27 protein-coding genes and 1 tRNA gene are annotated in these 24,587 nt (G+C 64.8%); 20 read left to right on the top strand and 8 right to left on the bottom strand.

Annotation, left to right across the window (positions count from 1 at the left end; translation table 11 throughout):
* Nucleotides 1-80: 80 nt before the first annotated feature.
* From GV001_RS17900 to GV001_RS17885, 4 genes are all read right to left on the bottom strand, one after another.
* On the bottom strand, nt 81-1,175 hold the full coding sequence (locus GV001_RS17900; RefSeq protein ID WP_160082314.1) for a DUF1513 domain-containing protein: 1,095 nt from the start codon (nt 1,173-1,175) through the stop codon (nt 81-83).
* The gene (locus GV001_RS17895; protein WP_160082312.1) at nt 1,176-2,237 is read right to left on the bottom strand and encodes an imelysin family protein; all 1,062 of its coding nucleotides are present in this window, start codon (nt 2,235-2,237) and stop codon (nt 1,176-1,178) included.
* 10 nt (nt 2,238-2,247) lie between these two features.
* Entirely contained in the window at nt 2,248-3,660 is a 1,413-nt protein-coding gene (locus tag GV001_RS17890; RefSeq protein ID WP_160082310.1) for a di-heme oxidoredictase family protein, read from the bottom strand.
* Between the two features lie 244 nt (nt 3,661-3,904).
* Nucleotides 3,905-5,239, bottom strand: coding sequence for an imelysin family protein (locus GV001_RS17885; RefSeq protein ID WP_160082308.1), 1,335 nt, complete (start codon nt 5,237-5,239; stop codon nt 3,905-3,907).
* Nucleotides 5,240-5,421: 182 nt separating this feature from the next.
* On the opposite strand from GV001_RS17885, the gene GV001_RS17880 reads away from it, so the two are divergent.
* Nucleotides 5,422-5,994, top strand: a complete 573-nt coding sequence (locus GV001_RS17880; protein ID WP_160082306.1) for a LemA family protein — start codon at nt 5,422-5,424, stop codon at nt 5,992-5,994.
* A gap of 2 nt (nt 5,995-5,996) precedes the next feature.
* Nucleotides 5,997-6,911, top strand: coding sequence for a GIDE domain-containing protein (locus GV001_RS17875; RefSeq protein ID WP_160082304.1), 915 nt, complete (start codon nt 5,997-5,999; stop codon nt 6,909-6,911).
* Nucleotides 6,912-6,938: 27 nt separating this feature from the next.
* On the opposite strand, the gene GV001_RS17870 is transcribed toward GV001_RS17875, so the two are convergent.
* The 3 genes from GV001_RS17870 to GV001_RS17860 form a co-directional block, all read right to left on the bottom strand.
* Nucleotides 6,939-7,445: an RDD family protein gene (locus GV001_RS17870; RefSeq protein ID WP_160082302.1), complete on the bottom strand. Its 507-nt coding sequence runs from the start codon at nt 7,443-7,445 to the stop codon at nt 6,939-6,941.
* A gap of 104 nt (nt 7,446-7,549) precedes the next feature.
* On the bottom strand, nt 7,550-7,762 hold the full coding sequence (locus tag GV001_RS17865; protein WP_160082300.1) for a cold-shock protein: 213 nt from the start codon (nt 7,760-7,762) through the stop codon (nt 7,550-7,552).
* A 290-nt stretch (nt 7,763-8,052) separates the two neighbouring features.
* Nucleotides 8,053-8,136: transfer RNA gene (locus GV001_RS17860), tRNA-Leu, on the bottom strand.
* 109 nt (nt 8,137-8,245) lie between these two features.
* Here GV001_RS17860 and queA point away from each other — a divergent pair.
* From queA to GV001_RS17830, 6 genes are all read left to right on the top strand, one after another.
* A complete protein-coding gene (queA, locus tag GV001_RS17855; protein ID WP_160082298.1) occupies nt 8,246-9,295 on the top strand; it encodes a tRNA preQ1(34) S-adenosylmethionine ribosyltransferase-isomerase QueA in 1,050 nt (349 codons plus the stop codon).
* Between the two features lie 5 nt (nt 9,296-9,300).
* Nucleotides 9,301-10,419, top strand: a complete 1,119-nt coding sequence (tgt, locus tag GV001_RS17850) for a tRNA guanosine(34) transglycosylase Tgt (protein ID WP_160083450.1) — start codon at nt 9,301-9,303, stop codon at nt 10,417-10,419.
* Nucleotides 10,420-10,583: 164 nt separating this feature from the next.
* Nucleotides 10,584-10,925: a preprotein translocase subunit YajC gene (yajC, locus tag GV001_RS17845; RefSeq protein WP_160082296.1), complete on the top strand. Its 342-nt coding sequence runs from the start codon at nt 10,584-10,586 to the stop codon at nt 10,923-10,925.
* A 61-nt stretch (nt 10,926-10,986) separates the two neighbouring features.
* Nucleotides 10,987-12,855 carry a protein translocase subunit SecD gene (secD, locus tag GV001_RS17840; protein ID WP_160082294.1) on the top strand — a complete coding sequence of 623 codons (1,869 nt, stop codon included), beginning with the start codon at nt 10,987-10,989 and terminating at the stop codon, nt 12,853-12,855.
* A 13-nt stretch (nt 12,856-12,868) separates the two neighbouring features.
* On the top strand, nt 12,869-13,780 hold the full coding sequence (gene secF, locus GV001_RS17835; protein WP_160082292.1) for a protein translocase subunit SecF: 912 nt from the start codon (nt 12,869-12,871) through the stop codon (nt 13,778-13,780).
* Nucleotides 13,781-13,958: 178 nt separating this feature from the next.
* Complete coding sequence (locus GV001_RS17830; RefSeq protein WP_160082290.1) at nt 13,959-14,507, top strand: glycine zipper 2TM domain-containing protein; 549 nt, start codon at nt 13,959-13,961, stop codon at nt 14,505-14,507.
* Between the two features lie 61 nt (nt 14,508-14,568).
* Here GV001_RS17830 and suhB read toward each other — a convergent pair whose 3' ends face one another.
* Entirely contained in the window at nt 14,569-15,384 is an 816-nt protein-coding gene (suhB, locus tag GV001_RS17825; protein WP_160082288.1) for an inositol-phosphate phosphatase, read from the bottom strand.
* A 145-nt stretch (nt 15,385-15,529) separates the two neighbouring features.
* Here suhB and trmJ point away from each other — a divergent pair, with 145 nt between their 5' ends.
* The 12 genes from trmJ to rlmN all read left to right on the top strand — a co-directional run bounded on the left by trmJ (nt 15,530) and on the right by rlmN (nt 24,579).
* Entirely contained in the window at nt 15,530-16,309 is a 780-nt protein-coding gene (gene trmJ, locus GV001_RS17820) for a tRNA (cytosine(32)/uridine(32)-2'-O)-methyltransferase TrmJ (protein WP_160082286.1), read from the top strand.
* Nucleotides 16,302-17,081, top strand: coding sequence for a serine O-acetyltransferase (gene cysE, locus GV001_RS17815; protein WP_160083448.1), 780 nt, complete (start codon nt 16,302-16,304; stop codon nt 17,079-17,081). The genes trmJ and cysE overlap by 8 nt, the downstream gene beginning before the upstream one ends.
* Before the next feature lie 139 nt (nt 17,082-17,220).
* Nucleotides 17,221-17,712 (top strand): Fe-S cluster assembly transcriptional regulator IscR, encoded by a 492-nt coding sequence (iscR, locus tag GV001_RS17810; protein WP_160082284.1) that lies wholly within the window; start codon nt 17,221-17,223, stop codon nt 17,710-17,712.
* A 32-nt stretch (nt 17,713-17,744) separates the two neighbouring features.
* Nucleotides 17,745-18,959 (top strand): IscS subfamily cysteine desulfurase, encoded by a 1,215-nt coding sequence (locus tag GV001_RS17805; RefSeq protein WP_160082282.1) that lies wholly within the window; start codon nt 17,745-17,747, stop codon nt 18,957-18,959.
* 49 nt (nt 18,960-19,008) lie between these two features.
* Nucleotides 19,009-19,395: a Fe-S cluster assembly scaffold IscU gene (iscU, locus tag GV001_RS17800; protein WP_160082280.1), complete on the top strand. Its 387-nt coding sequence runs from the start codon at nt 19,009-19,011 to the stop codon at nt 19,393-19,395.
* Nucleotides 19,396-19,421: 26 nt separating this feature from the next.
* Nucleotides 19,422-19,745: an iron-sulfur cluster assembly protein IscA gene (gene iscA / locus GV001_RS17795; RefSeq protein ID WP_160082277.1), complete on the top strand. Its 324-nt coding sequence runs from the start codon at nt 19,422-19,424 to the stop codon at nt 19,743-19,745.
* Nucleotides 19,746-19,753: 8 nt separating this feature from the next.
* On the top strand, nt 19,754-20,275 hold the full coding sequence (gene hscB / locus GV001_RS17790) for a co-chaperone HscB (protein ID WP_160082275.1): 522 nt from the start codon (nt 19,754-19,756) through the stop codon (nt 20,273-20,275).
* Nucleotides 20,276-20,317: 42 nt separating this feature from the next.
* Nucleotides 20,318-22,183: a Fe-S protein assembly chaperone HscA gene (gene hscA, locus GV001_RS17785; protein ID WP_160082273.1), complete on the top strand. Its 1,866-nt coding sequence runs from the start codon at nt 20,318-20,320 to the stop codon at nt 22,181-22,183.
* A gap of 6 nt (nt 22,184-22,189) precedes the next feature.
* Complete coding sequence (gene fdx / locus GV001_RS17780; RefSeq protein WP_160082271.1) at nt 22,190-22,528, top strand: ISC system 2Fe-2S type ferredoxin; 339 nt, start codon at nt 22,190-22,192, stop codon at nt 22,526-22,528.
* 154 nt (nt 22,529-22,682) lie between these two features.
* Nucleotides 22,683-22,883, top strand: coding sequence for a Fe-S cluster assembly protein IscX (gene iscX, locus GV001_RS17775; RefSeq protein WP_160082269.1), 201 nt, complete (start codon nt 22,683-22,685; stop codon nt 22,881-22,883).
* A gap of 94 nt (nt 22,884-22,977) precedes the next feature.
* On the top strand, nt 22,978-23,409 hold the full coding sequence (gene ndk / locus GV001_RS17770; protein WP_090442892.1) for a nucleoside-diphosphate kinase: 432 nt from the start codon (nt 22,978-22,980) through the stop codon (nt 23,407-23,409).
* A gap of 24 nt (nt 23,410-23,433) precedes the next feature.
* Nucleotides 23,434-24,579, top strand: coding sequence for a 23S rRNA (adenine(2503)-C(2))-methyltransferase RlmN (rlmN, locus tag GV001_RS17765; RefSeq protein WP_160082267.1), 1,146 nt, complete (start codon nt 23,434-23,436; stop codon nt 24,577-24,579).
* Nucleotides 24,580-24,587 lie beyond the last annotated feature (8 nt).

Here is a 24,587-nt window from a genome sequence, read left to right as displayed (position 1 = left end):
TGCCGCCTGGAGGCGGGCCGGTCAAGCCGCGGTGAGTATAGATCGGTAGGCCGGCGCCGACCTTTAGCCTGGCGCGTGGCTCAGGCCAGGCGCAGGTGGTTGTCCCACAACCCGGCCGGCAGCTGCAGCGGGTGGGCGGCGATCGGCCTGGTGCGGCAGTCGTACAGGCGGCAGCGGCCCTGGCCGGAGGTGACGACGAAACCCTCGCTCACCGCGCCGACCCCGGCGCAATCCGGCAGCGGGGCGTCGAGCAGCAGCTCGCTGCTGTCCAGGTTCCAGATGAAGAAGCGGTTGCCGCGTGGCGCGGTCAGGGCCAGCAGGCGCAGTTCGTCGTGGATGGCCAGGCTGGCGGTGTACTGGTGCATCGCCGCGCGCTGCGCCTCGCCCAGGGGGAAGGCCTGGAAGGGCTGGCCGGGGCGCTTGATCGCCAGCAAGGGCGCGGCGTCCAGCGGGTCGCCCTCGTACTGCTGGCCGGAGACTATGGTGCCGTCGCTGGCCACGGCCAGGTGGCGCACGCTGTTCATCTGCTGCGGCAGCTGCTCCTTGCTCAGCAGCGTGCCGTCGCGCTGCATCAGCACCAGACTGGGTTCCATGGCCTGCAGGTTCATCATCACCCGGCTGTCGGCCTCGGTGCGGATGCCGCCGTTGGCCACCACCAGGTTTTCCCCGCCGGGCAGCCAGAGCAGCTGGTGCGGGCCGATGCCGTGGGTGGAGTGCTCGCCGATGCGCTGCAGCCGGTCGGCCTGCAGGCGATAGACGCCGAGCACGCCGCGGCCGGGCTGCGCGGTGTCGTTCTCGGTGCTGTAGAACAGCTCGCCGTCCTGGTGGAACAGGCCGTGGCCGTAGAAGTGGCGCTCGTGCGCGGCGGCCAGGGTCTGCAGCAGGCGGCCGTCGCGGGTGTCGATCAGGTAGCTCTCGCGGCTCGGCCGGCGGCCGACGAACACGGCCAGCGGCAGGCTGGGGTGCGGCACCACGTCGTGGCAGCGTTCGGCGACCGGCGTGGCGAAGGCTTGGCTGCCGTCCAGGCGGTAGCCGACGGCGTAATGCTGGCCGTTGCCGTCGTCGCGGGCCGACAGCAGCAGGGGTTGCCGGGCGTGGCTGGCCAGCTTCCAGCCGCCCAGGGAGGCGGCGGCGAGGGCGGCGCCAGCGAGGCCGAGGAAGGCTCTGCGTTTCATTCAGTCACCATCGTGGGCGTTGAAGCCCAGCTGGATGCCGAGGGCCTTGGCCAGCTCGCCTTCGTGCAGGCGGTGCAGCTGGTCGAGGCTGTCGTAGAAGGCGTTCAGCTGCTGGCGGCCGGCGTCGTCGGCGAGCAGTTCGCCGAGCGGGCGCTGCAGCGCGGCCAGCAGCTGGCGGGTGCTGCCGTACTGGGCGTCCAGGCGCCGGGCCAGGTCGGCCTGCTCGCTGCCGAGCAGGGCCTTGATGCCGTCGTTGTTGGCGCCGAGCCAGACGCGTTCGGCGCTGGCCAGGCTGGCGGCGAGGCTGGCCAGGCTGGCGTTGCTGCGCCAGAACTCGGCCTGATAGGGCTGCGCCAAGCCCTTGCTCTGCCGGCCGAGGGCGGTGCCGAGCTTCTTCTTCAGGCCGTCGAGGGCGCTGACCTGGGCGCGTAGCAGCTCGCCGACGGCTTCCGTGGCTTCCGCGTAGCGGGTATTGGGGAAGGCCTTGAGCTGGGCGGCCATGCCGTCCTGGGCCTGCCACTGGCCGAGCACCCTGGCGCTGAGCTGCGCCTGGTGTTCGCCGATGGCGATCAGCAGCGGGCAGTAGCGGGCTTTCTGCGCGGCCTGGTCGAGGTCGATGGCACCATCGAACAGCGCGTACTCGTAGGCGGTGAGCCCCTGGACCACCACGCTGGCCTGGTCCAGATCGGCCTGGGTCAGTTGCGGCTTGCTCTTCAGCAGGCTCTCGACCTGGCGCTGCACCAGGTTCTTCTTGTCCGGCCAGAACTGCACCTGCCAGGCCTGGTTGCCTTCGGCCAGCGGGCCGACCAGCAGCGGTTGCAGGGCGGCCCAGCTGCCGATGCTGGTGTGCAGCGCCTGGCGCGCCGTGGTGAGGTCCTGGCTGCCGGCGCAGAAGGCCTTGGCGCTGGCGGCCAGCTGCTGGTTGCTCTTGTCCCAGCTGGCGTAGGCCGGCAGCAGCACGCCGTCGGTCAGCGCCGTGCTGGCCTGCTGCCTGGGGTCTTGCGGGCTGCAGGCGGCCAGGGCGAGGCCGAGCAGGGCGACAGCGAGGGGCGTGCGGATCATGCCGTTCTCCTTAGAGGGAATTGAGGAAGGCCAGCAGCGCGCTGCGCTGCTCGGCGTCGAAATCGAGGACCCGGCTCTTCGCCGCCTGCGCCTCGCCGCCGTGCCAGAGGATGGCCTCCAGCAGGTTGCGCGCGCGGCCGTCGTGCAGGTACTGGGTGTGGCCGTTGACCGTCTCGGTCAGGCCGATGCCCCACAGCGGTGCGGTGCGCCACTGGCGGCCGTTGGCCTGGAACTCGTCGCGGCCGTCGGCCAGGCCCGCGCCCATGTCGTGCAGCAGCAGGTCGCTGTAGGGGCGGATCAGCTGGTTGGCCAGCTCGGGCTCGGCGGTCTCGGCGGCGGTGGTGAAGCTCGGCGTGTGGCACTGCTGGCAGCCGGCCTGGTGGAACAGCTGCTTGCCGCGGCGCACCGCCAGGCTGTCGACGTCGCGACGGGCCGGGACGCCGAGGTTGCGGGTGTAGAACAGCACGCTGGCGAGGATGCTGGCGCTGACTTCCGGCACTCCGCCGTCGGGCGTGGCGCGGCAGTCGGCCTGGGCGGCGGTGCATTCATCGTGGGGTAGCAGGCTGCTGGTCAGGCCCATGTCGCTGGCGAAGGCATGCACGTTCTGCTGGTTGAGGTCGGGCTGGCCGGCCTTCCAGCCGAAGCGGCCGAGCACCGTCTCGCCGCGGGCGTCGTCCCAGACCCGGTTGGGCACGCCGCGGATGCCGTCGCCGTTGCCATCCTCGGGGTCGGCGCCGGCCAGGATGGCGGCCTCGGGAATGGCTTCGAGCAGGCCCAGACCGATCATCGGCGGAGCGATGCGGACGGAGAAGCGGGTGTCCGGGTGCAGCTCGCCATAGGCGAGCCGGGTGATTTCCAGCTTGGGCTGGCGCAGCTCGACCCGGCTGCCGTCGGCGAAGGTCTCCAGGCGCGGTTCGTAGCGCACCCGCACGCGGCCCTCGGGGGCATGCCCGGGAATGCTCATGTCCTGCAGTTGCCCGCCATACACCGGCTCGGGGATCACGCCCTGGCGCTGCAGCTGCTCGGCATGGGCAGGCGAGCCATCGGCGGGGATGGACAGGCGTACCAGTATGGACGCTGCCGTGCTGGCGTCCGGCTGCGGTGGGTGGCCGCGGCCGTCCTTGATATGGCAGTTCTGGCAGGCGTTGGTGTTGAACAGCGGGCCGAGGCCGTCGCGCGCGGTGGTGGTCGACGGCGCGATGACCCAGGGATTGCGGAAGAAACTGTTGCCCACGCTGAAGTCCAGGCGCCGTGACGGGGCGAGGTTGGCGGAGGGCTGGGAGAAGGCGTTCTGGTCGGCCTGGCGCACGCTGGCGCTGCCGGCGGAAAGGGCTTCGCCGGGCTCCGCCGGTGGCGGCGCCTGGTCACAAGCGGCCAGGCCGAGGGTCAGCGCAAGTACGCAGGGGCGCAACGGGAAAGGCATCGAGCACGAACCTGAACGGAGAATCAGGCGGGCAATCTTAGCAGGCTAATGGAATTCGAATAAGAGGGATTTGCGTTTGCAGCCTGAGGCGCGCTGCCGCAGGTGCGAGTGGCAGGCATGAACAATGGCCGGAAGCCGTTGCAACCGTCGCGCAGCGGCGGCCCGAAGGGTGGTCGCCAGCTAGTTGCCGGGCATAAAAAAACCGATGCACCTTGTGGGGGCATCGGTTGCCAGTGCCGGGGTATCAGAACTGGTGGTCGGCGGTGTCCGGGTTCAGCTCGCTGATGCCCAGCTTGCCGGCAGCCTGTTCGATGGCGCCGGTCTGCTTGACCAGGGCGGCGATGGCGTCACGGACAATCTGCTGGCCGTCCTTGTTGTCGGCGGCGATCAGCTGGTCGAAGTGCACATTGCTCTTCTCGGCGCTGTCGACCAGGGCCTGCAGCTTGGCTTCGCTGCTCTGCAGGTCGGCCTTGAGGGTGCTGTCGGCGGCGGCATCGACCTTGGCCACCAGGGACGACAGGCTCGGGCCGCTCAGGGTGGTGCCGTCGACCTTCCGGTATTCGCCCAGGTAGACGTTGCGGATGCCCTTGCCGTTGTAGAAGTGCGAGTTGTGGGTGTTGTCGCTGAAGCAGTCGTGCTCGTCTTCGGTGGAGTTGGCTTCCAGGGCGACCTTCATGCGCTCGCCGGCCAGTTCGCCGAGGGACAGGCTGCCCATGCCGAACAGCATCTTGCGCAGGCCGTTCTCGGCCGACTCGGCTTCCAGCTTGGCGCGGTAGTTGTCGGGGTTGCCGGCTTGCCACTGCACGACCATCGCGTCGAGGTCGCTGACCAGCAGGTCGGTGGCGGCCTTCAGGTAGGCGCGGCGGCGCTCGTTGTGCTCGCCGGTGGCACCGGCGCCGACGCTGAAGTCGCTGGCCGGGCGGGCACCGGCGCCCGGGCCCGTGCCGTTGAGGTCCTGGCCCCAGAGGAGGAACTCGATGGCGTGGTAACCGGTGGCGACGTTGGCCTCGGAACCGCCCAGCTCGTTCAGGCTGGCCAGCAGTTCGGGGGTGAGGGTGGTCACGTCGAGCTTGTCTTCGCCGACCTGGATGGTGGTGTTGGCGATGATGTTGGCGGTGGCACCCGGGTTGCCCTGGGTTTGCGCGGTGTCGGCGGCGACGTAGTCGATCAGACCTTCGTCCAGCGGCCAGGCGTTCAGCTGGCCTTCCCAGTCGTCGACCACGGCGTTGCCGAAGCGGAACACTTCGGTCTGCATGTAGGGCGCGCGGGCGGCCAGCCAGGCCTGGCGGGCGGCCTGCAGGGTGGCGTCGCTGGGGTTGGCGAGCAGGGCATCGACGGCGGCCTGCAGGTTCTTGCCGGTGCTGGCGGCATCGCTGAACACGGCCAGGGCCAGGTCTGCGTAGTGACTGACTACGGCCTTGGCCTCGGCATCGGCGACTTTCAGGGTCGCGGCAGGACTGCTGGCGGCAGCCGGAGTGGCGGCTTGCGGTGCGGCGACTTGTTGCTTGTCTTCACCGCAGCCGGCGAGGGCAATGGCGAGGGCCAGCAGGCTGGCGGTGGCCAGGGGCATACGAGTCATGACGGGATCCTTTACCTATGAAGATGGGAGTGCAGTGCAGTTGCACCTGGAAACCGCGCAATAATGCGAAAGATTTGCATTTTATGCAAAGGGCTAATTATTCCGCTGCCGTGTGACCTGCTGGGACTGTGCTCGCCGCGGCGCACCGCTAGAATGCCGGCAGTCCACAAGGAGCGTTGCCCATGAGCCTTACCATCGTTGCCATTCTGGTTGTCCTGTTCCTCGCCGCCGTCTGGGTGGTGAGCCTGTATAACGGCCTGGTGCGCCTCAAGCACGGGGTGAGCAAGGCCTGGTCGAACATCGATGTGCTGCTCAAGCAGCGCCACGACGAGTTGCCCAAGCTGGTGGAAACCTGCAAGCAGTACATGCAGCACGAGCGCACCACCCTGGAGCGGGTCATCGCTGCTCGCAACTCGGTGGCCAGTGCCCGCGAGAAGCATGATGTCGGTGCTCTGGGGAAGGCCGAGAGCGGCCTGCGTGCCGGCCTGGGGCAGCTGTTCGCCCTCGCCGAGAACTATCCCGACCTCAAGGCCAACGACAGCTTTCAGCATCTGCAGCAGCGCATCAGCGGCCTGGAGAACGCCATCGCCGATCGCCGCGAGCTGTACAACGAGGCGGTCAACCTGAACAACGTACGCGTCGAGCAGTTCCCGGACGTGATCATCGCGCGCCTGTTCGCCTTCCAGGCGGCCGAGCTGCTGGAGTTCAGCGACGCAGAGAAGGCCGACGTCGACCTCAAGTCGCTGTTCAGCTGAGCATGGATGTCGGTGGACTGGCCATCAGCCTGGCCTTCAGCGTCGGTGCCTGTGTCGGCGGTGGCTGGTGGTGCCTGAAGCGGCTCGGCGAGGCGCGTTTCCTGCTGGATACGCCGACCTCCAAGCTGCGCTCGGCGGCGCAAGGCTACGTCGAGCTGTACGGCGTGCTGCACGAGCAGCCCGAGGTGCAGATCATCGCGCCGCTGACCGGCACGCCCTGCCTGTGGTGGCGCTTCAAGATCGAGGAATACAGCGAGAGCGGCAAGAAGCGCTCCTGGCGGGTGGTCGAGAGCGGCAGCAGCGAAGGCTGGCTGCGCTTCGCCGATGGCACCGGCGAGTGCCTGATCAATCCGGCAGGGGCCGAAGTGCGCCCGGCAACCCGCCAGGTCTGGCGCGGCAGCCTGCGCCACCCGCGGATGCAGGAAGCGCCTGCGGGGGTGCTTGGCTGGCTGCTGTCCGGCAGCAGCGAGTACCGCTATACCGAGGAGCGCCTGCATGCCGGTGAGCCGCTGTATGCCATCGGCGACTTCCGCACGGCGGGCGGGGCCCAGGCTTTCGACCTGGGCGTGGCGCAGGGCGCCGTGGTGCGCGAATGGAAGGCGGATTTCGCCGGCCTGCTGCAGCGCTTCGACAGCAATGCCGATGGGCGGCTGGACGAGGCCGAGTGGGCGCGCATGCGCGAGTCGGCGCGCAGCGAGGCGCAGCGGCGCCAGCGCGAACAGGGCGATGCGCCGCTGCGCAACCAGTTGCAGCAGCCGCGCGAGGCGCAGCCTTTCATTCTCTCCAGCCATGGCGAGGATGTGCTGGCGCGCGGCTTCTACTGGCAGGCGGCGGGAGGCGGGCTGCTCTGCCTGCTCGGCGCCCTGGCGACCACCTGGCTGGTCAGCAATGTGCTGCTGCCGGGGCTGGCGCTCTAGCGTCCGGCATGGGCGCCGGGTGGCGCCTCAGTGCTTGCCCTGCTTGTGGATGTTCTTCGGCAGCTGCACCACCCGGCTTTCCGAATAGATGTCGTGCCAGCTGCGCCCGTCCTTGTCCCACAGCATCCAGAGAAAGCCCAGGCCGCCCAGCAGCCAGGAGATGATGGCGATCAGGAAGCGCAGCAAGGCTTGCCACAGGCTGATCGCCGAGCCGTCGGCATTCTCGATGCGCAGGCCCCAGACCTGCATGCCGAGGGTCTGGCCGGTGTGCGTCCAGAACTTGGCGAAGAAGGCGAACAGGCTGAACAGCACGACGGTGGCCAGTAACGGGTCGCGGTCCAGGGCGCCGGCCTGGGACATCGCCAGCAGCTGTTCGCTGCCGTAGAGCAGGCGCAGCAGGCCGTGCTGGTAGATCAGGGTCACCACCATCATCAGTGCCACGCACAGCAGGAAGTCATAGAAGATCGCGGCGAAGCGGCGAGGCAGGCCGGCGGTGGGGAAGTTCCCCTGGGGGCGCAGCATATGTTTGGGCATGGCGGGCTCGTGGCTGAACAACTGCGCGGATTGTACGGGCAACAAATCGCAGGCACAAAAAAGCCCCTGATGTCGCCATCAGGGGCTCTTCGGAGCAGCGAAACTTAGCCCAGAACCTGGACCTTGTCAGCTTGCATGCCTTTCTGGCCTTGAACGGCTTCGAAAGTAACCTTCTGGCCTTCTTTCAGGCTCTTGAAGCCATTACCTTCGATAGCGCGGAAGTGTACGAACAGATCCGGACCGCTTTCTGGGGTGATGAAGCCAAAGCCCTTCTCGTCGTTGAACCACTTAACGGTGCCGGTTTGACGATTCGACATGTCTTATTTCCTTGAAACTAGAGTTAATGACAGCCTCTTGCTTTGGCGAAGAGGGCTGGGACTGGTTGCAGAGAGTAAGAGAAGTCGAGCGGGTTTAGCGGATCTAGGATCTACTGCACCAGGTCACGATTCATAGCGACCCATGCAAACACAGTGGGCACACTCTAGCTAACAAAAGGGGGTTTGCCAAGCCCTGCGAAACGCTCACTTTCGTGGCTTTTTCCGGGGCGCTGCGACAGGTTTTTCGGGAGGGTTTCAGGCGCCTCGGACGAGGGCTGAAACGAGGTGGCTGGTGCCCCGGGGGAGACTCGAACTCCCACTTCTTGCGAAAACGGATTTTGAATCCGCCGCGTCTACCATTCCGCCACCGGGGCACGATGGGCGCGCAGTATAGGGAGCAGGCCGGGGCCGGTCAATCGTGGCGCGTGGTCAGCGCGGGCTGTTTCCGGTAAGCTCTGCGCCCCTGCAAGACGAACTCCCACCATGCGCGTTGCCGACTTTCATTTCGACCTTCCCGAAGCCCTGATCGCCTCCCATCCCCTGGCCGAGCGCCGGGCCAGCCGTCTGCTGGTGCTGGATGGCGAGACGGGTGCATTGAGCCATCGGCAATTCGTCGACCTGCTCGAGTACCTGCGTCCCGGCGACCTGATGGTGTTCAACAACACCCGGGTGATCCCGGCGCGGCTGTTCGGTCAGAAGGCGTCCGGCGGCAAGCTGGAGGTGCTGGTCGAGCGCGTGCTGGACAGCCATCGGGTGCTGGCCCATGTGCGTTCGAGCAAGTCGCCCAAGCCGGGTTCGCTGATCCATATAGAAGGTGGCGGCGAGGCCGAGATGGTCGCGCGCCACGATGCGCTGTTCGAGCTGCGCTTCGCCGAGCCGGTGCTGCCGCTGCTGGAGCGAGTCGGGCACATGCCGTTGCCGCCTTATATAGAGCGCGCCGACGATGCCGCCGACCGCGAGCGCTATCAGACCGTGTATGCGCAGAAGGCCGGTGCGGTGGCGGCGCCCACCGCCGGCCTGCATTTCGACGAGGAGTTGCTGGCGGCGATTCGCGGCAAGGGCGTGGAGACCGCGTTCGTCACCCTGCATGTCGGCGCCGGGACTTTCCAGCCGGTAAGGGTGGAGCGCATCGAGGATCACCACATGCACCACGAGTGGCTGGAAGTCGGTCAGGACGTGGTGGATGCCGTGGCTGCCTGCAAGGCGCGCGGCGGTCGGGTGGTCGCGGTGGGCACCACCAGCGTGCGTTCGCTGGAGACGGCGGCGCGCGATGGCGAGCTGAAGGCCTTCAGTGGCGACACCAATATCTTCATCTACCCGGGACGGCCGTTTCACGTGGTCGATGCGCTGGTCACCAATTTCCACCTGCCCGAGTCGACCCTGCTGATGCTGGTGTCGGCCTTTGCCGGTTATCCCGAGACCATGGCCGCCTATGTCATGGCCGTGCAGCAGCGATACCGCTTCTTCAGTTACGGCGATGCCATGTTCATCACCCGCAATCCCGCTCCGCGCGGCCCCGAGGAAACCCTATGAGTCACATGTCCTTCGAGCTGCTGGCCACCGACGGGCGTGCCCGTCGTGGTCGCCTGACCTTTCCCCGTGGCGTGGTGGAAACCCCGGCCTTCATGCCGGTGGGTACCTACGGTACGGTCAAGGGCATGCTGCCGCGCGACATCGAGGCGATCGGCGCGCAGATCATTCTCGGCAACACCTTCCACCTGTGGCTGCGCCCGGGTACCGAGGTGATCAAACAGCACGGCGACCTGCACAACTTCATGCAGTGGCAGGGACCGATCCTCACCGACTCCGGCGGCTTCCAGGTGTTCAGCCTGGGCGCCATGCGCAAGATCAAGGAGGAGGGCGTGACCTTCGCCTCGCCGGTGGACGGGCGCAAGGTATTCATGGGTCCGGAAGAGTCGATGCAGGTGCAGCGCGACCTGGGCTCGGACATCGTGATGATCTTCGACGAATGCACGCCGTATCCGGCCGACTTCGACGTGGCCAAGCGCTCCATGGAGCTGTCGCTGCGCTGGGCCAAGCGCTCGAAGAATGCCCATGAGGGCAATCCGTCGGCGCTGTTCGGCATCGTCCAGGGTGGCATGCACGAAGATCTGCGCATGCGCTCGCTGGAAGGGCTCTGCGAGATCGGTTTCGACGGCCTGGCCATCGGCGGTCTGTCGGTCGGCGAGCCGAAGGAAGAGATGATCCGCGTGCTGGACTTCCTGCCGCCGCAATTGCCGGCGGACAAGCCGCGCTACCTGATGGGGGTGGGCAAGCCGGAAGACCTGGTCGAGGGCGTGCGCCGCGGTGTGGACATGTTCGACTGCGTGATGCCGACGCGCAATGCACGCAACGGGCATTTGTTCACCGATACCGGGGTGGTGAAGATCCGCAACGCGGTACACCGCAATGACGAGTCGCCGCTCGATCCGACCTGCGATTGCTACACCTGCCAGAACTTCTCCCGCGCCTACCTCTATCACCTGGACAAGTGCGGCGAAATGCTGGGCAGCATGCTCAATACCATCCACAATTTGCGCCATTATCAGCGCCTGATGGCTGGTTTGCGCGAGGCAATTCAACAGGGTACATTGGCCGCCTTTGTCGATGCCTTCTACGCTCGGCGCGGCCTGCCTACGCCGCCGCTGGCGCCTTGAACGCAGCTATTTCGTGACATGAATCGCTCGCAAGGCGTTGAAATCGAACGAAATGCACCCATTAAGGCGGTAGCCTGCGTTGCGCTTGCGGCGCCTTGCCCGAATGGCTTGCCTGTGCAGCCACCCAAAACAACAGTTTCAAGACCTCGTAATAGGAGTTTTCCATGAGCTTTCTGATTCCCGCCGCTTTTGCCGATGCCGCCGCGCCGGCTGCCGCCGCTGGTCCTGCCGGTAGCGGTTTCGAGTGGGTGTTCCTGGTTGGCTTCCTGGTCATCTTCTATCTGATGATCTGGCGTCCGCAGGCCAAGCGCGCCAAGGAGCACAAGAACCTGCTCGGCGGCCTGCAGAAGGGCGACGAAGTGGTGACCTCCGGCGGTCTGGCCGGCAAGGTGACCAAGGTGTCCGACGATTTCGTGGTGGTCGAAGTGTCCGACAACGTCGAGCTGAAGTTCCAGAAACAGGCCATCGCGGCGACCCTGCCGAAGGGCACCCTGAAAGGCATCTAACGAACCACTCTTCACCAACGACGGGGCGCATCATGCGCCCCGTGTCATAACGGGCGGCGTCATGCTCAATAAGTTTCCCCTGTGGAAGTACCTGCTGATCCTGGCTGTGCTGGCGGTCGGCTTCATCTATTCCGCTCCCAACCTGTATCCGGACGATCCGGCCATCCAGGTCAGTGGCGCCAGCACGGCCTTGCAGGTCGGCCAGGCCGATCTGGAGCGCATCAGCAAGGCGCTGGGCGAAGCGGGTATCGAGGTCAAGGCTGCCTCCCTGAACGACAAGGGCAATGCCGGTCTGGTACGCCTGGCCAAGCAGGCCGACCAGTTGCCAGGCAAGGAGCTGGTGCATCGCCTGCTCGGTGATGACTACGTGGTAGCGCTGAACCTGGCGCCGACCACGCCGCAGTGGCTGCGCAATGTCGGCGCCGGCCCGATGAAGCTGGGTCTGGATCTGTCCGGTGGTGTGCACTTCCTCCTCGAAGTGGACATGGACAAGGCCGTTGGGGCGCGTCTCAAGGTCTACGAAAGCGAGGTCAAGACCCTGCTGCGCAAGGAGCGCCTGCGCTATCGCAGCCTGCCGCAACAGGATGGCGTGATTCAGCTGGGCTTCAGTGATGCCGAGCAGCTGGACAAGGCGCAGAGCCTGATCCGCAAGGACTTCATCGACTTCGAGCAGGCCGTTGCCGAGCGCAATGGCCTGCAGGTGCTGAGCCTGACGCTGAGCCAGGCCAAGCTGGCGGAAATCCGCGAATACTCGATCAAGCAGAACCTGACCACCGTGCGCAACCGGGTCAACGAGCTCGGCGTCGCCGAGCCGCTGGTGCAGCGCCAGGGGGCCAACCGCATCGTGGTCGAGCTGCCGGGCGTGCAGGACACTGCCGAGGCCAAGCGCATCCTCGGCAAGACCGCCAACCTGGAGTTCCGTCTGCAGGCCGAAGTGGATGCGCCGCGCGCCTCCAGCGAATTCTTCGAATTCCGCGAGGAAGGCCGCCCGGCCGTGGCGCTGGAGCGCAACCTGATCATTACCGGTGATCAGGTGACCGATGCCCAGGCCAGCTTCGACGAGAACGGTCGTCCGCAGGTCAACATCCGTCTGGACAGCCACGGCGGCGAGCTGATGAATCGCGCCACCCGCAACAACGTCGGGCGCAGTATGGCGGTGATCTTCATCGAGCAGAAGCCGATGACCCGCTACGCCAAGCAGGTGGTCGACGGTGTCGAGAAAGAGCAGGCGATTCAGACCTTCAAGGAAGAAAAGAGGGTCATCAGTCTGGCGACCATCCAGTCGCCGCTGGGCAGCCAGTTCCGCATTACCGGCCTGGACGGCCAGGGCGAGTCCTCCGAGCTGGCTCTGCTGCTGCGTGCCGGTGGTCTGGCGGCGCCGATGTACTTCGCCGAAGAGCGCACCATCGGTCCGAGCTTGGGTGCCGACAATATCGCCAAGGGTATCGATGCCTCGTTGTGGGGCATGCTCTTCGTCTCCTTGTTCATCATGGTCATCTACCGCTTCTTCGGGGTGCTGGCGACGGTGGCGCTGGGCTTCAACATGGTGCTGCTGCTGGCGCTGATGTCGCTGCTGGGGGCGACGCTGACCCTGCCGGGTATCGCCGGTATCGTGTTGACCATGGGTATGGCGGTGGACGCCAACGTGCTGATCTTCTCGCGTATTCGCGAGGAAATTGCCAATGGCATGTCCAATCAGCGCGCCATCCACGAGGGTTTCGATCGGGCCTTCTCGGCGATCATCGACGGCAACCTGACCACCCTGCTGGTCGGCGGCATCCTGTTCGCCATGGGTACCGGCCCGGTCAAGGGCTTTGCCGTGACCATGTCGCTCGGCATCATCACCTCGATGTTCACTGCCATCTTCGTCACCCGTGCCATGGTCAACCTGATTTTCGGTGGCCGTGATTTCAAGAAGCTGTGGATCTAAGGGGTTCGGCACGATGAAACGTGTAATCAATTTCATGGGCATTCGCCATGTGGCGTTTGCCGTGACGGTGCTGCTGACCCTGGTCTCGCTGGGCAGCCTGGCGGTCAAGGGGTTGAACTTCGGCCTGGACTTCACCGGCGGTACGCTGATCGAGCTGGGTTACGAGAAGCCGGCCGATCTGACCCTGGTGCGTGAGCAACTGGGTCAGGCCGGCTATGCCGATGCCATGGTGCAGAGCTTCGGTGCCACCACCGATGTGCTGGTGCGCATGCGTGGCGATGATCCGCAACTGGGCAACCAGGTGGCTGACGCGCTGCGCAAGGTGGGGGGCGACAATGCCTTTACCGTCAAGCGTGTGGAGTTCGTCGGTCCGGCGGTGGGTGAGGAGCTGCGCGATCAGGGCGGTCTGGGCATGCTGCTGGCGCTGGCCGGGATCCTGCTGTACGTGGCTTTCCGCTTCCAGTGGAAGTTCGGTTTCGGTGCCATCGTCTCGCTGATCCATGACGTGATCGTGACCCTGGGTGTATTTTCGTTCTTCGAGATTCCTTTCGATCTCACCGTGCTGGCCGCCGTGCTGGCGCTGATCGGCTACTCGCTCAACGACACCATCGTGGTATTCGACCGTATCCGCGAAAACTTCCGGGTGCTGCGCAAGGCCGAGCTGATCGAGAACATCAACATCTCGACCACTCAGACCCTGCTGCGCACCATGGCGACTTCGATCTCCACCCTGCTGGCAATCGTTGCGCTGATGGTATTTGGTGGCGAGAACCTGTGGGGGTTCTCCCTGGCGCTGTTCATCGGTGTGACTGCCGGTACCTACTCGTCGGTGTATATCGCCAGCATCCTGCTGATCTGGCTGAAGCTGACGCGCGAGGATCTGATTCCGCCGGTTGAGGCCGAGGAAGTGGACGAGCGTCCCTGAACCTTCTCTGCATCCCCAAAGCCCGGCTCAAGCCGGGCTTTGTGTTTCTGCGGCGTGACGACGTTCCCAGTTGTCGCTTAAGTCTGTCGCAAGGTGGAACTTAGGCGCCGCTGCTGCCTCCAAGGCTAGGAATAATGGCGCAAAGCGTGCTGCGCTGGCTGTGTCTCAGGAGGACCGGATGAACAAGTCGATGATCGTGGGTGCAGTATTGGGTGCGGTGGGGGTGACTGCCGGCGGTGCTGTGGCGACCTATAACCTGGTCAAGGGGCCTCAATATGCCGAGGTGCTGGCCGTGCAGCCGGTCAATGAAACCATCAAGACGCCGCGCGAGGTGTGCAAGGACGTGGCCGTGACCCGGCAGAAGCCGGTCAAGGATCAGCACCAGATCGCCGGCACGGCCATCGGTGCGGTGGTTGGCGGCCTGCTCGGCAACCAGGTTGGCGGCGGCAGTGGCAAGAAGATTGCGACTGTGGCCGGCGCGGTGGGCGGTGGCTACGCCGGCAACAAGGTGCAGGAGAACATGCAGGAAGGCGACACCTACACCACCACCGAGACTCGTTGCAGCACGGTGATGGACACCAGCGAGAAGCTGGTCGGCTATGACGTGAAGTATCAGCTCGATGGCAAGGTCGGTCAGGTGCGCATGGATCGCGATCCGGGCAGTCGCATTCCGCTCGATGAGCAGGGACAGCTGGTGCTGACCGATCCGGTCCAGCCCGTCCAGTAATTCTCCGGCAATAAAAAAACCGCCCCTCGGGGCGGTTTTTTATTGCGCGGAAAAAGCGTGGTTAGCGCTTCATCGACGGCGCCAGGTGCGGCTGGATGGCGGTCAGCACGGCCTTGAAGCACTTGGTGTTGCCGGCGACGATCTGGCCCTTCTCGAGGAATTCGTGACCACCGCTGAAGTCGCTGACCAGGCCGCCCGCTTCCTGGATCAGCAGGGCGCCAGCGGCCATGTCCCATTCGGACAGGCCGAACTCCCAGAAGGCGTCATAGCGGCCGGCGGCCACGTAGGCCAGATCCAGGCTGGCGGCGCCGGCGCGGCGGATGCCGGCGGTCTGGCCGACCAGGCTGCGGAACATGCCCAGGTAGTTGTCGAGGTTTTCGATCTGCTCGTTGCGGAACGGGAAGCCGGTGCCGAGCAGCGCGCCGTCCAGGCTCTTGCGGGTGCTGACGCGCAGGCGGCGGCCGTTGATGGCGGCGCCACGGCCGCGGCTGGCGGTGAACTCTTCCTGGCGCACCGGGTCGAGGACTACGGCGTGCTCGAGGCGGCCGCGGTACTTGCAGGCGATGCTGACGGCGAAGTGCGGCACGCCGCGCAGGAAGTTGGTGGTGCCGTCCAGCGGGTCGATGATCCACTGGTAGTCGGCGCCATCGCCGGTGCCCTGGATGATGCCGCTTTCCTCGCCCATGAAACCGTGCGTCGGGTAAGCCTTCTGCAAGGCCTGGATGATGGTCTGCTCGGCGGCGCGGTCGACCTCGGACACGTAGTCGTGGGCATCTTTCTCGCTGACCGAGATGACGTCCAGGCGCTCGATGGAGCGGAAGATCAGTTCACCGGCGCTGCGGGCTGCGCGCAGCGCGATATTCAGCATGGGCTGCATGGGGAGATTCACCTGGGTCGTTAAAGAAAGCCGGCCATACTAGCAGAAAAGCCTGAATATGTAGCCTAGCCTTTGTCGCGCGTGGCGTAACTCTTGGTCGTTCTGTAAGATCGGCGACCCTTTCGTTTCTCGCCGGGAGCTCGCGGTGCTGCAGAATATTCGTGTGGTTCTGGTCAATACCAGCCATCCCGGCAATATCGGCGGGGCTGCGCGGGCCATGAAAAACATGGGCCTGTCGCGTCTGGTGCTGGTGGATCCCGAGGATTTTCCGAGCGGCGAGGCGGTGGCGCGTGCCTCCGGGGCGGTGGATATCCTCGAGGCGGCGCAGGTGGTCGCTACTCTCGAAGAGGCGCTGGTCGGCTGCAGCGTGGTGCTGGGCACCAGTGCGCGTGACCGGCGCATTCCCTGGCCGCTGCTCGATCCGCGCGAGTGCGCGACGACTTGTCTGGAGCATGTCGGGCTGGGTGGCGAGGTGGCGCTGGTGTTCGGTCGTGAATATGCCGGCCTGACCAACGAAGAGCTGCAGCGCTGTCAGTTCCATGTGCACATCCCCTCCGATCCCGAATTCAGTTCGCTGAACCTGGCGACCGCCGTGCAGGTGCTTGTCTACGAGGTGCGCATGGCCTGGCTGGCCGCGCAAGGCCAGCCGACCAAGATGAACAAGCTGGAAACCACGGCGATGCTCAACACGCAGCTGGTGACCGCGGATGAACTGGAGCTGTTCTACGGCCATCTGGAGAGTACTCTGGTCGAGATAGGCTTCCTCGACCCGCAGAATCCGCGGCATCTGATGTCGCGCCTGCGGCGCCTGTACGGTCGCAGCGCGATCAGTCGGCTGGAGATGAATATCCTGCGCGGTATCCTGACGGAAACCCAGAAAGTAGTGCGTGGCGAGCCCCACAAGCGGAGAAGAGATGATGTTTGAGCGTATGCGCGAAGATATCCAGAGCGTATTCCATCGTGATCCGGCGGCGCGCAATGCCTTCGAGGTGCTGACCTGCTACCCCGGCCTGCATGCGATCTGGCTGCATCGTCTGGCGCACGCGTTGTGGGGTGCCGGCTGGAAGTGGCTGGCGCGCGTGGTGTCGAACTTCGGGCGCTGGCTGACCGGGATCGAGATCCATCCGGGAGCGAAGATCGGCCGGCGATTCTTCATCGACCACGGCATGGGCATCGTCATCGGCGAAACCGCCGAGATCGGCAACGACGTGACCTTGTACCAGGGCGTGACCCTGGGCGGCACCAGCTGGAACAAGGGCAAGCGCCACCCGACCCTGGAGGATGGCGTGGTGGTCGGCGCCGGGGCCAAGGTGCTTGGCCCGTTCACCGTGGGGGCCGGGGCCAAGATCGGCTCCAATGCGGTGGTGACCAAGGCGGTGCCGGCGGGTGCTACTGCGGTCGGCATTCCCGGGCGGATCATCGCCAAGGCCGATGACGAGCAGGAGGCCAAGCGCCAGGCCATGGCCGAGAAGCTCGGCTTCGATGCCTATGGCGTCAGTCAGGACATGCCGGACCCGGTGGCGCGTGCCATTGGTCAGTTGCTGGATCACCTGCAGGCGGTCGACGGTCGCCTGGAGGGCATGTGCGCGGCGCTCAAGGCTCTGGGCAGCGACTACTGCGCCAAGGAGCTGCCGGCCCTGCGCGACGAGGACTTTGCCGGGGTGTGCAAGGAACAGGGCGACAAGCCGGCGGCCTGATGCCTAGCGGCGCGGGTTTTGGTATGCTTTGCGCCCCTCGCCGAGGTTAATTCCTACTGTTTTGATCGGTCTTATAGTTGACCTAAATAGTAGGAAAAGGGGATACTTGCGGCAATTCAGCGAAACCGTGGTAACCACCATGCGCTTGACCACCAAAGGCCGTTACGCCGTCACCGCGATGCTCGATCTGGCGCTGCATGCCCAGCACGGGCCGGTGTCCCTTGCCGATATTTCCGAGCGGCAGGGCATTTCCCTGTCCTATCTCGAACAGCTGTTCGCCAAGCTGCGCCGTGGCAACCTGGTCAGCAGTGTGCGCGGACCGGGTGGTGGCTACCAGTTGTCGCGCGACATGCGGGTGATCCAGGTGGCTCAGGTGATCGATGCGGTCAATGAGTCGGTGGATGCCACGCGTTGCCAAGGCCTGGGTGATTGTCACTCCGGCGATACCTGCCTGACCCATCACCTGTGGTGCGACCTCAGTCAGCAGATTCATGAGTTCCTCAGTGGCATCAGCCTGGCTGACCTGGTGACTCGCCGTGAAGTGCAGGAAGTTGCCCTGCGTCAGGACCAGCTCCGCTGCAATGGCAGGACGCCACGCCTGGATAAGATCGAAGCGTCCGCCGTTGAGTGAGCAGGGCGTCTGCCTGAATTAGGAGAAATCTGATGAGATTGCCGATTTACCTCGATTATTCCGCTACCACTCCGGTTGACCCGCGCGTTGCGCAGAAGATGAGCGAGTGCCTGCTGGTGGATGGCAACTTTGGCAACCCGGCCTCGCGCTCCCACCTGTTCGGCTGGAAGGCCGAGGAGGCGGTGGAGAACGCTCGCCGCCAGGTCGCCGAGCTGGTCAATGCCGACCCGCGCGAGATTGTCTGGACTTCCGGTGCCACCGAGTCCGACAACTTGGCGCTCAAGGGTGTTGCGCACTTCTATAGCAGCAAGGGCAAGCACATCGTCACCTCGAAGATCGAGCACAAGGCGGTTCTCGACTCCGCTCGCCAGCTGGAGCGCGAGGGGTTCGAGGTGACCTACCTGGAGCCGGGCGAAGACGGTCTGGTGACTGCGGCCATGGTCGAGGCCGCGCTGCGTGACGACACCATTCTGGTGTCGATCATGCACGTCAACAACGAAATCGGCACGATCAACGACATCGCCGCCATCGGCGAGCTGACCCGCTCCCGTGGCGTGCTGTTCCATGTCGATGCAGCGCAGTCCACCGGCAAGGTGGAGATCGATCTGGAGAAGCTCAAGGTCGACCTGATGTCCTTCTCCGCGCACAAGACCTACGGGCCCAAGGGCATCGGCGCGCTCTACGTGCGGCGCAAGCCACGCGTGCGCCTGGAGGCGCAGATGCATGGCGGTGGTCACGAGCGCGGCATGCGTTCCGGTACCCTGGCCACCCACCAGATCGTCGGCATGGGCGAGGCCTTCCACATCGCCAAGGCGGAAATGGCCCAGGAAAACGAGCGCATCCGCGCCCTGCGTGACCGTTTCTACAAGCATGTCGAGGGTATGGAGGAGCTCTATATCAACGGCAGCATGACCCAGCGTGTGCCGCATAACCTCAACCTCAGCTTCAACTACGTCGAGGGTGAGTCGCTGGTCATGGCGCTCAAGGATCTGGCGGTTTCCTCCGGTTCGGCCTGTACCTCGGCCTCCCTGGAGCCGTCCTACGTGCTGCGTGCCCTGGGGCGCAATGACGAGCTGGCGCACAGTTCGATCCGCTTCACCTTCGGTCGCTTCACCAGCGAGGAAGAGGTCGACTACGCCGCCTCGAAGATTCGCGATGCGGTGGGCAAGCTGCGTGAGCTGTCGCCGCTGTGGGATATGTTCAAAGAGGGTGTCGATCTGTCCAAGGTCGAATGGCAGGCGCACTGATTGTTTAGTCGCCTCCAAGAGCGGCACCTGATGAGAGAGGAATTGCACCATGGCTTACAGTGAAAAGGTCATCGACCACTACGAGAATCCGCGCAACGTCGGCAAGCTCGACGCCGAAGATCCGGATGTCGGCACCGGCATGGTCGGTGCGCCGGCCTGCGGCGACGTGATGCGCCTGCAGATCAAGGTCAACGAGCAGGGCGTCATCGAAGACGCCAAGTTCAAGACCTACGGCTGCGGCTCGGCGATCGCCTCCAGCTCCCTCGCCACCGAGTGGATGAAGGGCAAGACCCTGGACGAAGCCGAGACCATCAAGAACACCCAGTTGGCTGAAGAGCTGGCCCTGCCGCCAGTGAAGATCCACTGCTCGGTACTCGCCGAGGACGCCATCAAGGCGGCCGTGCGCGACTACAAGCAGAAGAAGGGTCTGCTCTGATCCTCTCCAGTCTGTAAGGAGTTGTTATGGCGATTACCATGACCGAAGCGGCTGCGCGACACGTGCAGCGCTCCATCGAGGGGCGCGGCAAGGGGGCGGGCATTCGTCTGGGGGTGCGCACGACCGGCTGTTCGGGCCTGGCCTATGTGCTGGAGTTCGTCGATGAACTGGCGGCCGAGGATCAGGTGTTCGAGAGTTTCGGGGTGAAGGTGATCATCGACCCGAAGAGCCTGGCCTACATCGACGGCACCGAGCTGGACTTCGTGCGCGAGGGCCTCAACGAGGGCTTCAAGTTCAATAACCCTAACGTGCGTGGCGAATGCGGCTGCGGCGAGAGCTTCAACGTCTGAGGCCATTCGTGGGTAGTCCCTGTCATTTCGCTTTGTTCGACCTGCAACCGAGCTTTCGCCTGGATCAGGCGCAGTTGTCTGCGCGCTATCGCGAGTTGGCCAAGAGCGTGCATCCGGATCGCTTTGCCGATGCCTCCGAGCGCGAGCAGCGTCTGGCGCTCGAGCATTCGGCCAGCCTCAACGAGGCCTACCAGACGTTGAAGAGTGCGCCGCGGCGTGCGCTCTACCTGCTCGCCCTGCGCGGGCGCGAATTGCCGTTGGAAGTGACGGTGCAGGATCCGCAGTTCCTGCTGCAGCAGATGCAGTTGCGCGAGGAGCTGGAAGACCTGCACGACAGCGCCGATCTGGCGGGCGTGGCGGCCTTCAAACGCCGCCTCAAGGCAGCTCAGGATGAGCTCGATGAAGCTTTTGCAGCTTGCTGGGATGATGCTGCGCGTCGCGAGGAGGCCGAGCGCCTGGTGCGGCGCATGCAGTTTCTCGACAAGCTGTCCCACGAAGTGCGCCAGCTGGAAGAGCGCCTCGACGATTAACCGCCGTGCAGCCTGCGCTGCGCGCCTGACCTCCAGAGCATCATGGCCCTACTGCAGATCGCCGAGCCCGGCCAAAGCCCTCAGCCCCACCAGCGCCGCCTGGCCGTGGGGATCGATCTGGGCACCACCAATTCCCTGGTCGCTGCCGTACGCAGCGGCCTGTCTGCGCCGCTGGCGGATGCCGAGGGCCAGGTCATCCTGCCGTCCGCGGTGCGCTATCACGCCGACCGAGTCGAAGTCGGCCAGGCCGCCAAGCTGGCGGCGCCGCTCGATCCGCTGAACACCGTGCTGTCGGTCAAGCGCCTGATGGGGCGCGGCCTGAGCGACGTCAAACAGCTGGGCGAGCAGCTGCCGTACCGCTTCGTCGGTGGCGAGTCGCACATGCCGTTCATCGACACGGTGCAGGGTGCGAAGAGCCCGGTCGAAGTGTCTGCCGAGATTCTCAAGGCGCTGCGTCAGCGCGCCGAGGAGGCGCTGGGCGGCGAACTGGTCGGCGCGGTGATCACCGTGCCGGCCTATTTCGACGATGCCCAGCGCCAGGCCACCAAGGATGCCGCGCGTCTGGCCGGCCTGAACGTCCTGCGCCTGCTCAACGAGCCCACGGCTGCGGCGGTGGCCTACGGCCTCGACCAGCAGGCCGAGGGGGTCGTCGCCATCTACGACCTGGGCGGCGGCACGTTCGATATTTCCATTCTGCGCCTGACCCGTGGCGTGTTCGAGGTGATGGCCACCGGTGGTGACAGTGCCCTGGGGGGCGACGACTTCGATCACGCGATCGCCAACTGGGTTCTGCAGCAGGCCGGCCTGTCCCTGGATCTCGATCCGGGTACCCAGCGCAGCCTGCTGCAGGCAGCCTGTGCGGCCAAGGAGGCGCTGACCGGTGCCGATTCGGTGGTGGTTGCCCATGCCGGCTGGCAGGGTGAGCTGACTCGCGCGCAGTTCGATGCGCTGATCGAGCCGCTGCTGGCGCGCAGCCTCAAGGCTTGCCGGCGGGCGGTGCGCGACGCCGGCATCGAGCTGGAGGAAGTCGAGGCGGTGGTCATGGTCGGTGGCTCCACCCGCGTGCCGCGGGTGCGTGCCGCGGTGGGCGAGCTGTTTGCCCGCGAGCCGCTGACGGATATCGACCCGGATCAGGTGGTGGCCATCGGTGCCGCCATCCAGGCCGATACCCTGGCCGGCAACAAGCGGGGCAATGGCGAAGAGCTGTTGCTGCTCGACGTGATTCCGCTGTCCCTGGGGCTGGAAACCATGGGCGGCCTGATGGAGAAGGTCATTCCGCGCAATACCACCATCCCGGTGGCGCGTGCGCAGGACTTCACCACCTACAAGGATGGCCAGACGGCCATGATGATCCATGTGCTGCAGGGCGAGCGCGAGCTGATCAGCGACTGCCGCTCCCTGGCGCGTTTCGAGCTGCGCGGCATTCCGCCGCTGGTGGCCGGCTCGGCGAAGATCCGCGTGACCTTCCAGGTCGATGCCGATGGCCTGCTGGGCGTAACGGCGCGCGAGCTGGGCTCCGGGGTGGAGGCCAGCATCCAGGTCAAGCCGTCCTACGGCCTGACCGATGGCGAGATCGCGCGCATGCTGCAGGACTCCTTCCGCAATGCCGGCGGCGACAAGGCTGCGCGTGCGCTGCGCGAGCAGCAGGTCGAGGCCGAGCGCCTGCTGGAGGCGGTGCAGTCGGCCCTGGATGCCGATGGCGAGCACCTGCTCGATGCCGATGAGCGCATGGCCATCGAGCTGTGCATGAGCGAGCTGCGCGAGCTGGCTGGCGGCGTCGATACGCCGGCCATCGAGCAGCAGGTCAAACGCCTGGCGCAGATCACCGACGCCTTCGCCGCGCGGCGGATGGATGCCACGGTCAAGGCGGCCCTGTCCGGGCGTCGCCTCAATGAAATCGAGGAATAACTGAGAATGCCGCAGATCATCGTTCTGCCCCATGCCGAACATTGCCCGGAAGGGGCCGTGTTTGAAGCGCAAGCTGGCGAAACCGTGCTGGATGCCGCGCTGCGCAATGGTATCGAGATCGAGCATGCCTGCGAGAAATCCTGCGCCTGTACCACCTGTCACGTGGTGATTCGCGAGGGCTTCAACTCGCTGGAACCTTCCGACGAGCTGGAAGACGACATGCTGGACAAGGCCTGGGGGCTGGAGCCGAGCTCGCGCCTGTCCTGTCAGGCCGTGGTGGCGGACCAGGACCTGGTGGTCGAGATCCCTCGGTACACCATCAACCAGGTCTCCGAAGGTCACTGACGAAGCTGTTCGAAGCCTGCTGCGCGTCGGCCATGCTGCGTTGGATGCAGGCTCGAATGCTCATTTACACTGTGTAAACTCCGCGTCCTCGCCTGCATCCGCCTTGCCTGGCTCTAGCTCGCGAGGCTTTGAAAAGCTTCTAGGAGCGCATGATATGAGTCTGAAATGGGCTGATGTGCTGGATATCGCCATCGAACTGGCCGAGAGCAGGCCGGATGTCGATCCGCGCTACGTCAATTTCGTCGACCTGCATGGCTGGGTGCTGGCTCTGCCGGACTTCGACGATGATCCGCAGCGTGGCGGCGAGAAGGTTCTCGAAGCGATTCAGGCGGCCTGGATCGAAGAGTCCGAGTAAGCGCCGCCGCCCCTCGGTCTACGCATTTCTCCCTAACCCGCGTATAATTCGCGGGTTTACTTGTTCGCTTTAATCCTTGTTTCTGGAGTTTCACATGGCTGTTCAACGCACTTTCTCCATCATCAAACCGGATGCCGTTGCCAAAAACGTTATCGGTGAGATCACCACTCGTTTCGAAAAGGCCGGCCTGCGCGTCGTGGCTTCGAAAATGGTTCAGCTGTCCGAGCGCGAAGCTGCCGGCTTCTACGCCGAGCACAGCGAGCGCGGTTTCTTCAAGGATCTGGTTGCTTTCATGACCTCCGGTCCGGTCATCGTTCAGGTTCTGGAAGGCGAAGACGCCGTTCTGAAAAACCGTGAGCTGATGGGCGCTACCAACCCGAAAGAAGCTGCTGCCGGCACCATCCGTGCCGACTTCGCCGTTTCCATCGACGAAAACGCCGTACACGGTTCCGATTCCGAGGCTTCCGCCGCTCGCGAAATCGCTTACTTCTTCGCCGCCACCGAGGTGTGCGCTCGCATTCGCTAAGCGCGAACAGGCGAGGGTGAGTTCATGACTGAGACTGCCGGTAAAATCAATCTGCTGGGTCTGACCCAGCCTGAAATGGAGAGCTTCTTCGAGTCCATCGGAGACAAGCGCTTCCGTGCCGGCCAGGTGATGAAATGGATTCACCACTTTGGCGTCGATGATTTCGACGCCATGAGCAATCTGGGCAAGGCCTTGCGCGAAAAGCTCAAGGCCTGTGCCGAAATTCGTGGTCCCGAGGTCGTCAGCCAGGACATCTCCGCCGATGGCACCCGTAAATGGGTGGTGCGCGTGGCGTCCGGCAGCTGCGTCGAGACCGTTTACATCCCGCAAGGCGGCCGTGGCACCCTGTGTGTGTCGTCCCAGGCCGGCTGTGCGCTGGATTGCAGTTTCTGTTCCACCGGCAAGCAGGGCTTCAACAGCGACCTGACTGCCGCGGAAATCATCGGCCAGGTGTGGATCGCCAACAAGTCTTTCGGCACCGTACCGGCCAAGATCGACCGCGCCGTCACCAACGTGGTGATGATGGGCATGGGCGAGCCCCTGCTCAACTTCGACAACGTGGTTGCCGCCATGCGCATCATGATGGACGACCTCGGCTACGGTATTTCCAAGCGCAAGGTGACCCTGTCCACCTCCGGCGTGGTGCCGATGATCGACAAGCTGGGCGAAGTCATCGACGTGTCCCTGGCCCTGTCGCTGCATGCGCCGAACGACGAATTGCGCAGTCAGCTGGTGCCGATCAACAAGAAGTACCCGCTGGATATGCTGCTGCCGGCGTGCCGTCGCTATATCGAGGGCCTGGGCGAGAAACGCTTCCTGACCATCGAGTACACCCTGCTCAAGGACGTCAACGACCAGCCCGAGCACGCTGAGCAGATGATCGCACTTCTCAAGGATTTTCCTTGCAAGATCAATCTGATTCCGTTTAATCCCTTCCCCTTCTCCGGTTACGAGCGGCCGAGCAACAACGCCATTCGCCGTTTCCAGGACCTGCTCTACAAGGCCGGGCACAATGTCACCGTGCGTACAACGCGTGGCGACGATATCGATGCGGCCTGTGGTCAACTGGTGGGTCAGGTTCAGGACCGTACCCGGCGCAGCGAACGCTATATCGCCGTGCGCCAGCTGGGCAGCGAGGCTGAAGAACCTCGCACCACCAATCGAACTTGAAGGGGGAT

The organism is Pseudomonas sp. 8AS (assembly GCF_902506505.1).
GTDB lineage: Bacteria > Pseudomonadota > Gammaproteobacteria > Pseudomonadales > Pseudomonadaceae > Aquipseudomonas.
This window is presented reverse-complemented; position numbering and strand designations above follow the sequence as displayed.

What these genes read in the sequence shown, in the direction of transcription:
- GV001_RS17900 (WP_160082314.1), bottom strand. Translation starts at nt 1,175, where the DNA reads ATGAAACGCAGAGCCTTCCTCGGCCTCGCTGGCGCCGCCCTCGCCGCC.
- GV001_RS17895 (WP_160082312.1), bottom strand. Translation starts at nt 2,237, where the DNA reads ATGATCCGCACGCCCCTCGCTGTCGCCCTGCTCGGCCTCGCCCTGGCC.
- GV001_RS17890 (WP_160082310.1), bottom strand. Translation starts at nt 3,660, where the DNA reads ATGCCTTTCCCGTTGCGCCCCTGCGTACTTGCGCTGACCCTCGGCCTG.
- GV001_RS17885 (WP_160082308.1), bottom strand. Translation starts at nt 5,239, where the DNA reads ATGACTCGTATGCCCCTGGCCACCGCCAGCCTGCTGGCCCTCGCCATT.
- GV001_RS17880 (WP_160082306.1), top strand. Translation starts at nt 5,422, where the DNA reads ATGAGCCTTACCATCGTTGCCATTCTGGTTGTCCTGTTCCTCGCCGCC.
- GV001_RS17875 (WP_160082304.1), top strand. Translation starts at nt 5,997, where the DNA reads ATGGATGTCGGTGGACTGGCCATCAGCCTGGCCTTCAGCGTCGGTGCC.
- GV001_RS17870 (WP_160082302.1), bottom strand. Translation starts at nt 7,445, where the DNA reads ATGCCCAAACATATGCTGCGCCCCCAGGGGAACTTCCCCACCGCCGGC.
- GV001_RS17865 (WP_160082300.1), bottom strand. Translation starts at nt 7,762, where the DNA reads ATGTCGAATCGTCAAACCGGCACCGTTAAGTGGTTCAACGACGAGAAG.
- queA (WP_160082298.1), top strand. Translation starts at nt 8,246, where the DNA reads ATGCGCGTTGCCGACTTTCATTTCGACCTTCCCGAAGCCCTGATCGCC.
- tgt (WP_160083450.1), top strand. Translation starts at nt 9,301, where the DNA reads ATGTCCTTCGAGCTGCTGGCCACCGACGGGCGTGCCCGTCGTGGTCGC.
- yajC (WP_160082296.1), top strand. Translation starts at nt 10,584, where the DNA reads ATGAGCTTTCTGATTCCCGCCGCTTTTGCCGATGCCGCCGCGCCGGCT.
- secD (WP_160082294.1), top strand. Translation starts at nt 10,987, where the DNA reads ATGCTCAATAAGTTTCCCCTGTGGAAGTACCTGCTGATCCTGGCTGTG.
- secF (WP_160082292.1), top strand. Translation starts at nt 12,869, where the DNA reads ATGAAACGTGTAATCAATTTCATGGGCATTCGCCATGTGGCGTTTGCC.
- GV001_RS17830 (WP_160082290.1), top strand. Translation starts at nt 13,959, where the DNA reads ATGAACAAGTCGATGATCGTGGGTGCAGTATTGGGTGCGGTGGGGGTG.
- suhB (WP_160082288.1), bottom strand. Translation starts at nt 15,384, where the DNA reads ATGCAGCCCATGCTGAATATCGCGCTGCGCGCAGCCCGCAGCGCCGGT.
- cysE (WP_160083448.1), top strand. Translation starts at nt 16,302, where the DNA reads ATGTTTGAGCGTATGCGCGAAGATATCCAGAGCGTATTCCATCGTGAT.
- iscR (WP_160082284.1), top strand. Translation starts at nt 17,221, where the DNA reads ATGCGCTTGACCACCAAAGGCCGTTACGCCGTCACCGCGATGCTCGAT.
- GV001_RS17805 (WP_160082282.1), top strand. Translation starts at nt 17,745, where the DNA reads ATGAGATTGCCGATTTACCTCGATTATTCCGCTACCACTCCGGTTGAC.
- iscU (WP_160082280.1), top strand. Translation starts at nt 19,009, where the DNA reads ATGGCTTACAGTGAAAAGGTCATCGACCACTACGAGAATCCGCGCAAC.
- iscA (WP_160082277.1), top strand. Translation starts at nt 19,422, where the DNA reads ATGGCGATTACCATGACCGAAGCGGCTGCGCGACACGTGCAGCGCTCC.
- hscA (WP_160082273.1), top strand. Translation starts at nt 20,318, where the DNA reads ATGGCCCTACTGCAGATCGCCGAGCCCGGCCAAAGCCCTCAGCCCCAC.
- fdx (WP_160082271.1), top strand. Translation starts at nt 22,190, where the DNA reads ATGCCGCAGATCATCGTTCTGCCCCATGCCGAACATTGCCCGGAAGGG.
- iscX (WP_160082269.1), top strand. Translation starts at nt 22,683, where the DNA reads ATGAGTCTGAAATGGGCTGATGTGCTGGATATCGCCATCGAACTGGCC.
- ndk (WP_090442892.1), top strand. Translation starts at nt 22,978, where the DNA reads ATGGCTGTTCAACGCACTTTCTCCATCATCAAACCGGATGCCGTTGCC.
- rlmN (WP_160082267.1), top strand. Translation starts at nt 23,434, where the DNA reads ATGACTGAGACTGCCGGTAAAATCAATCTGCTGGGTCTGACCCAGCCT.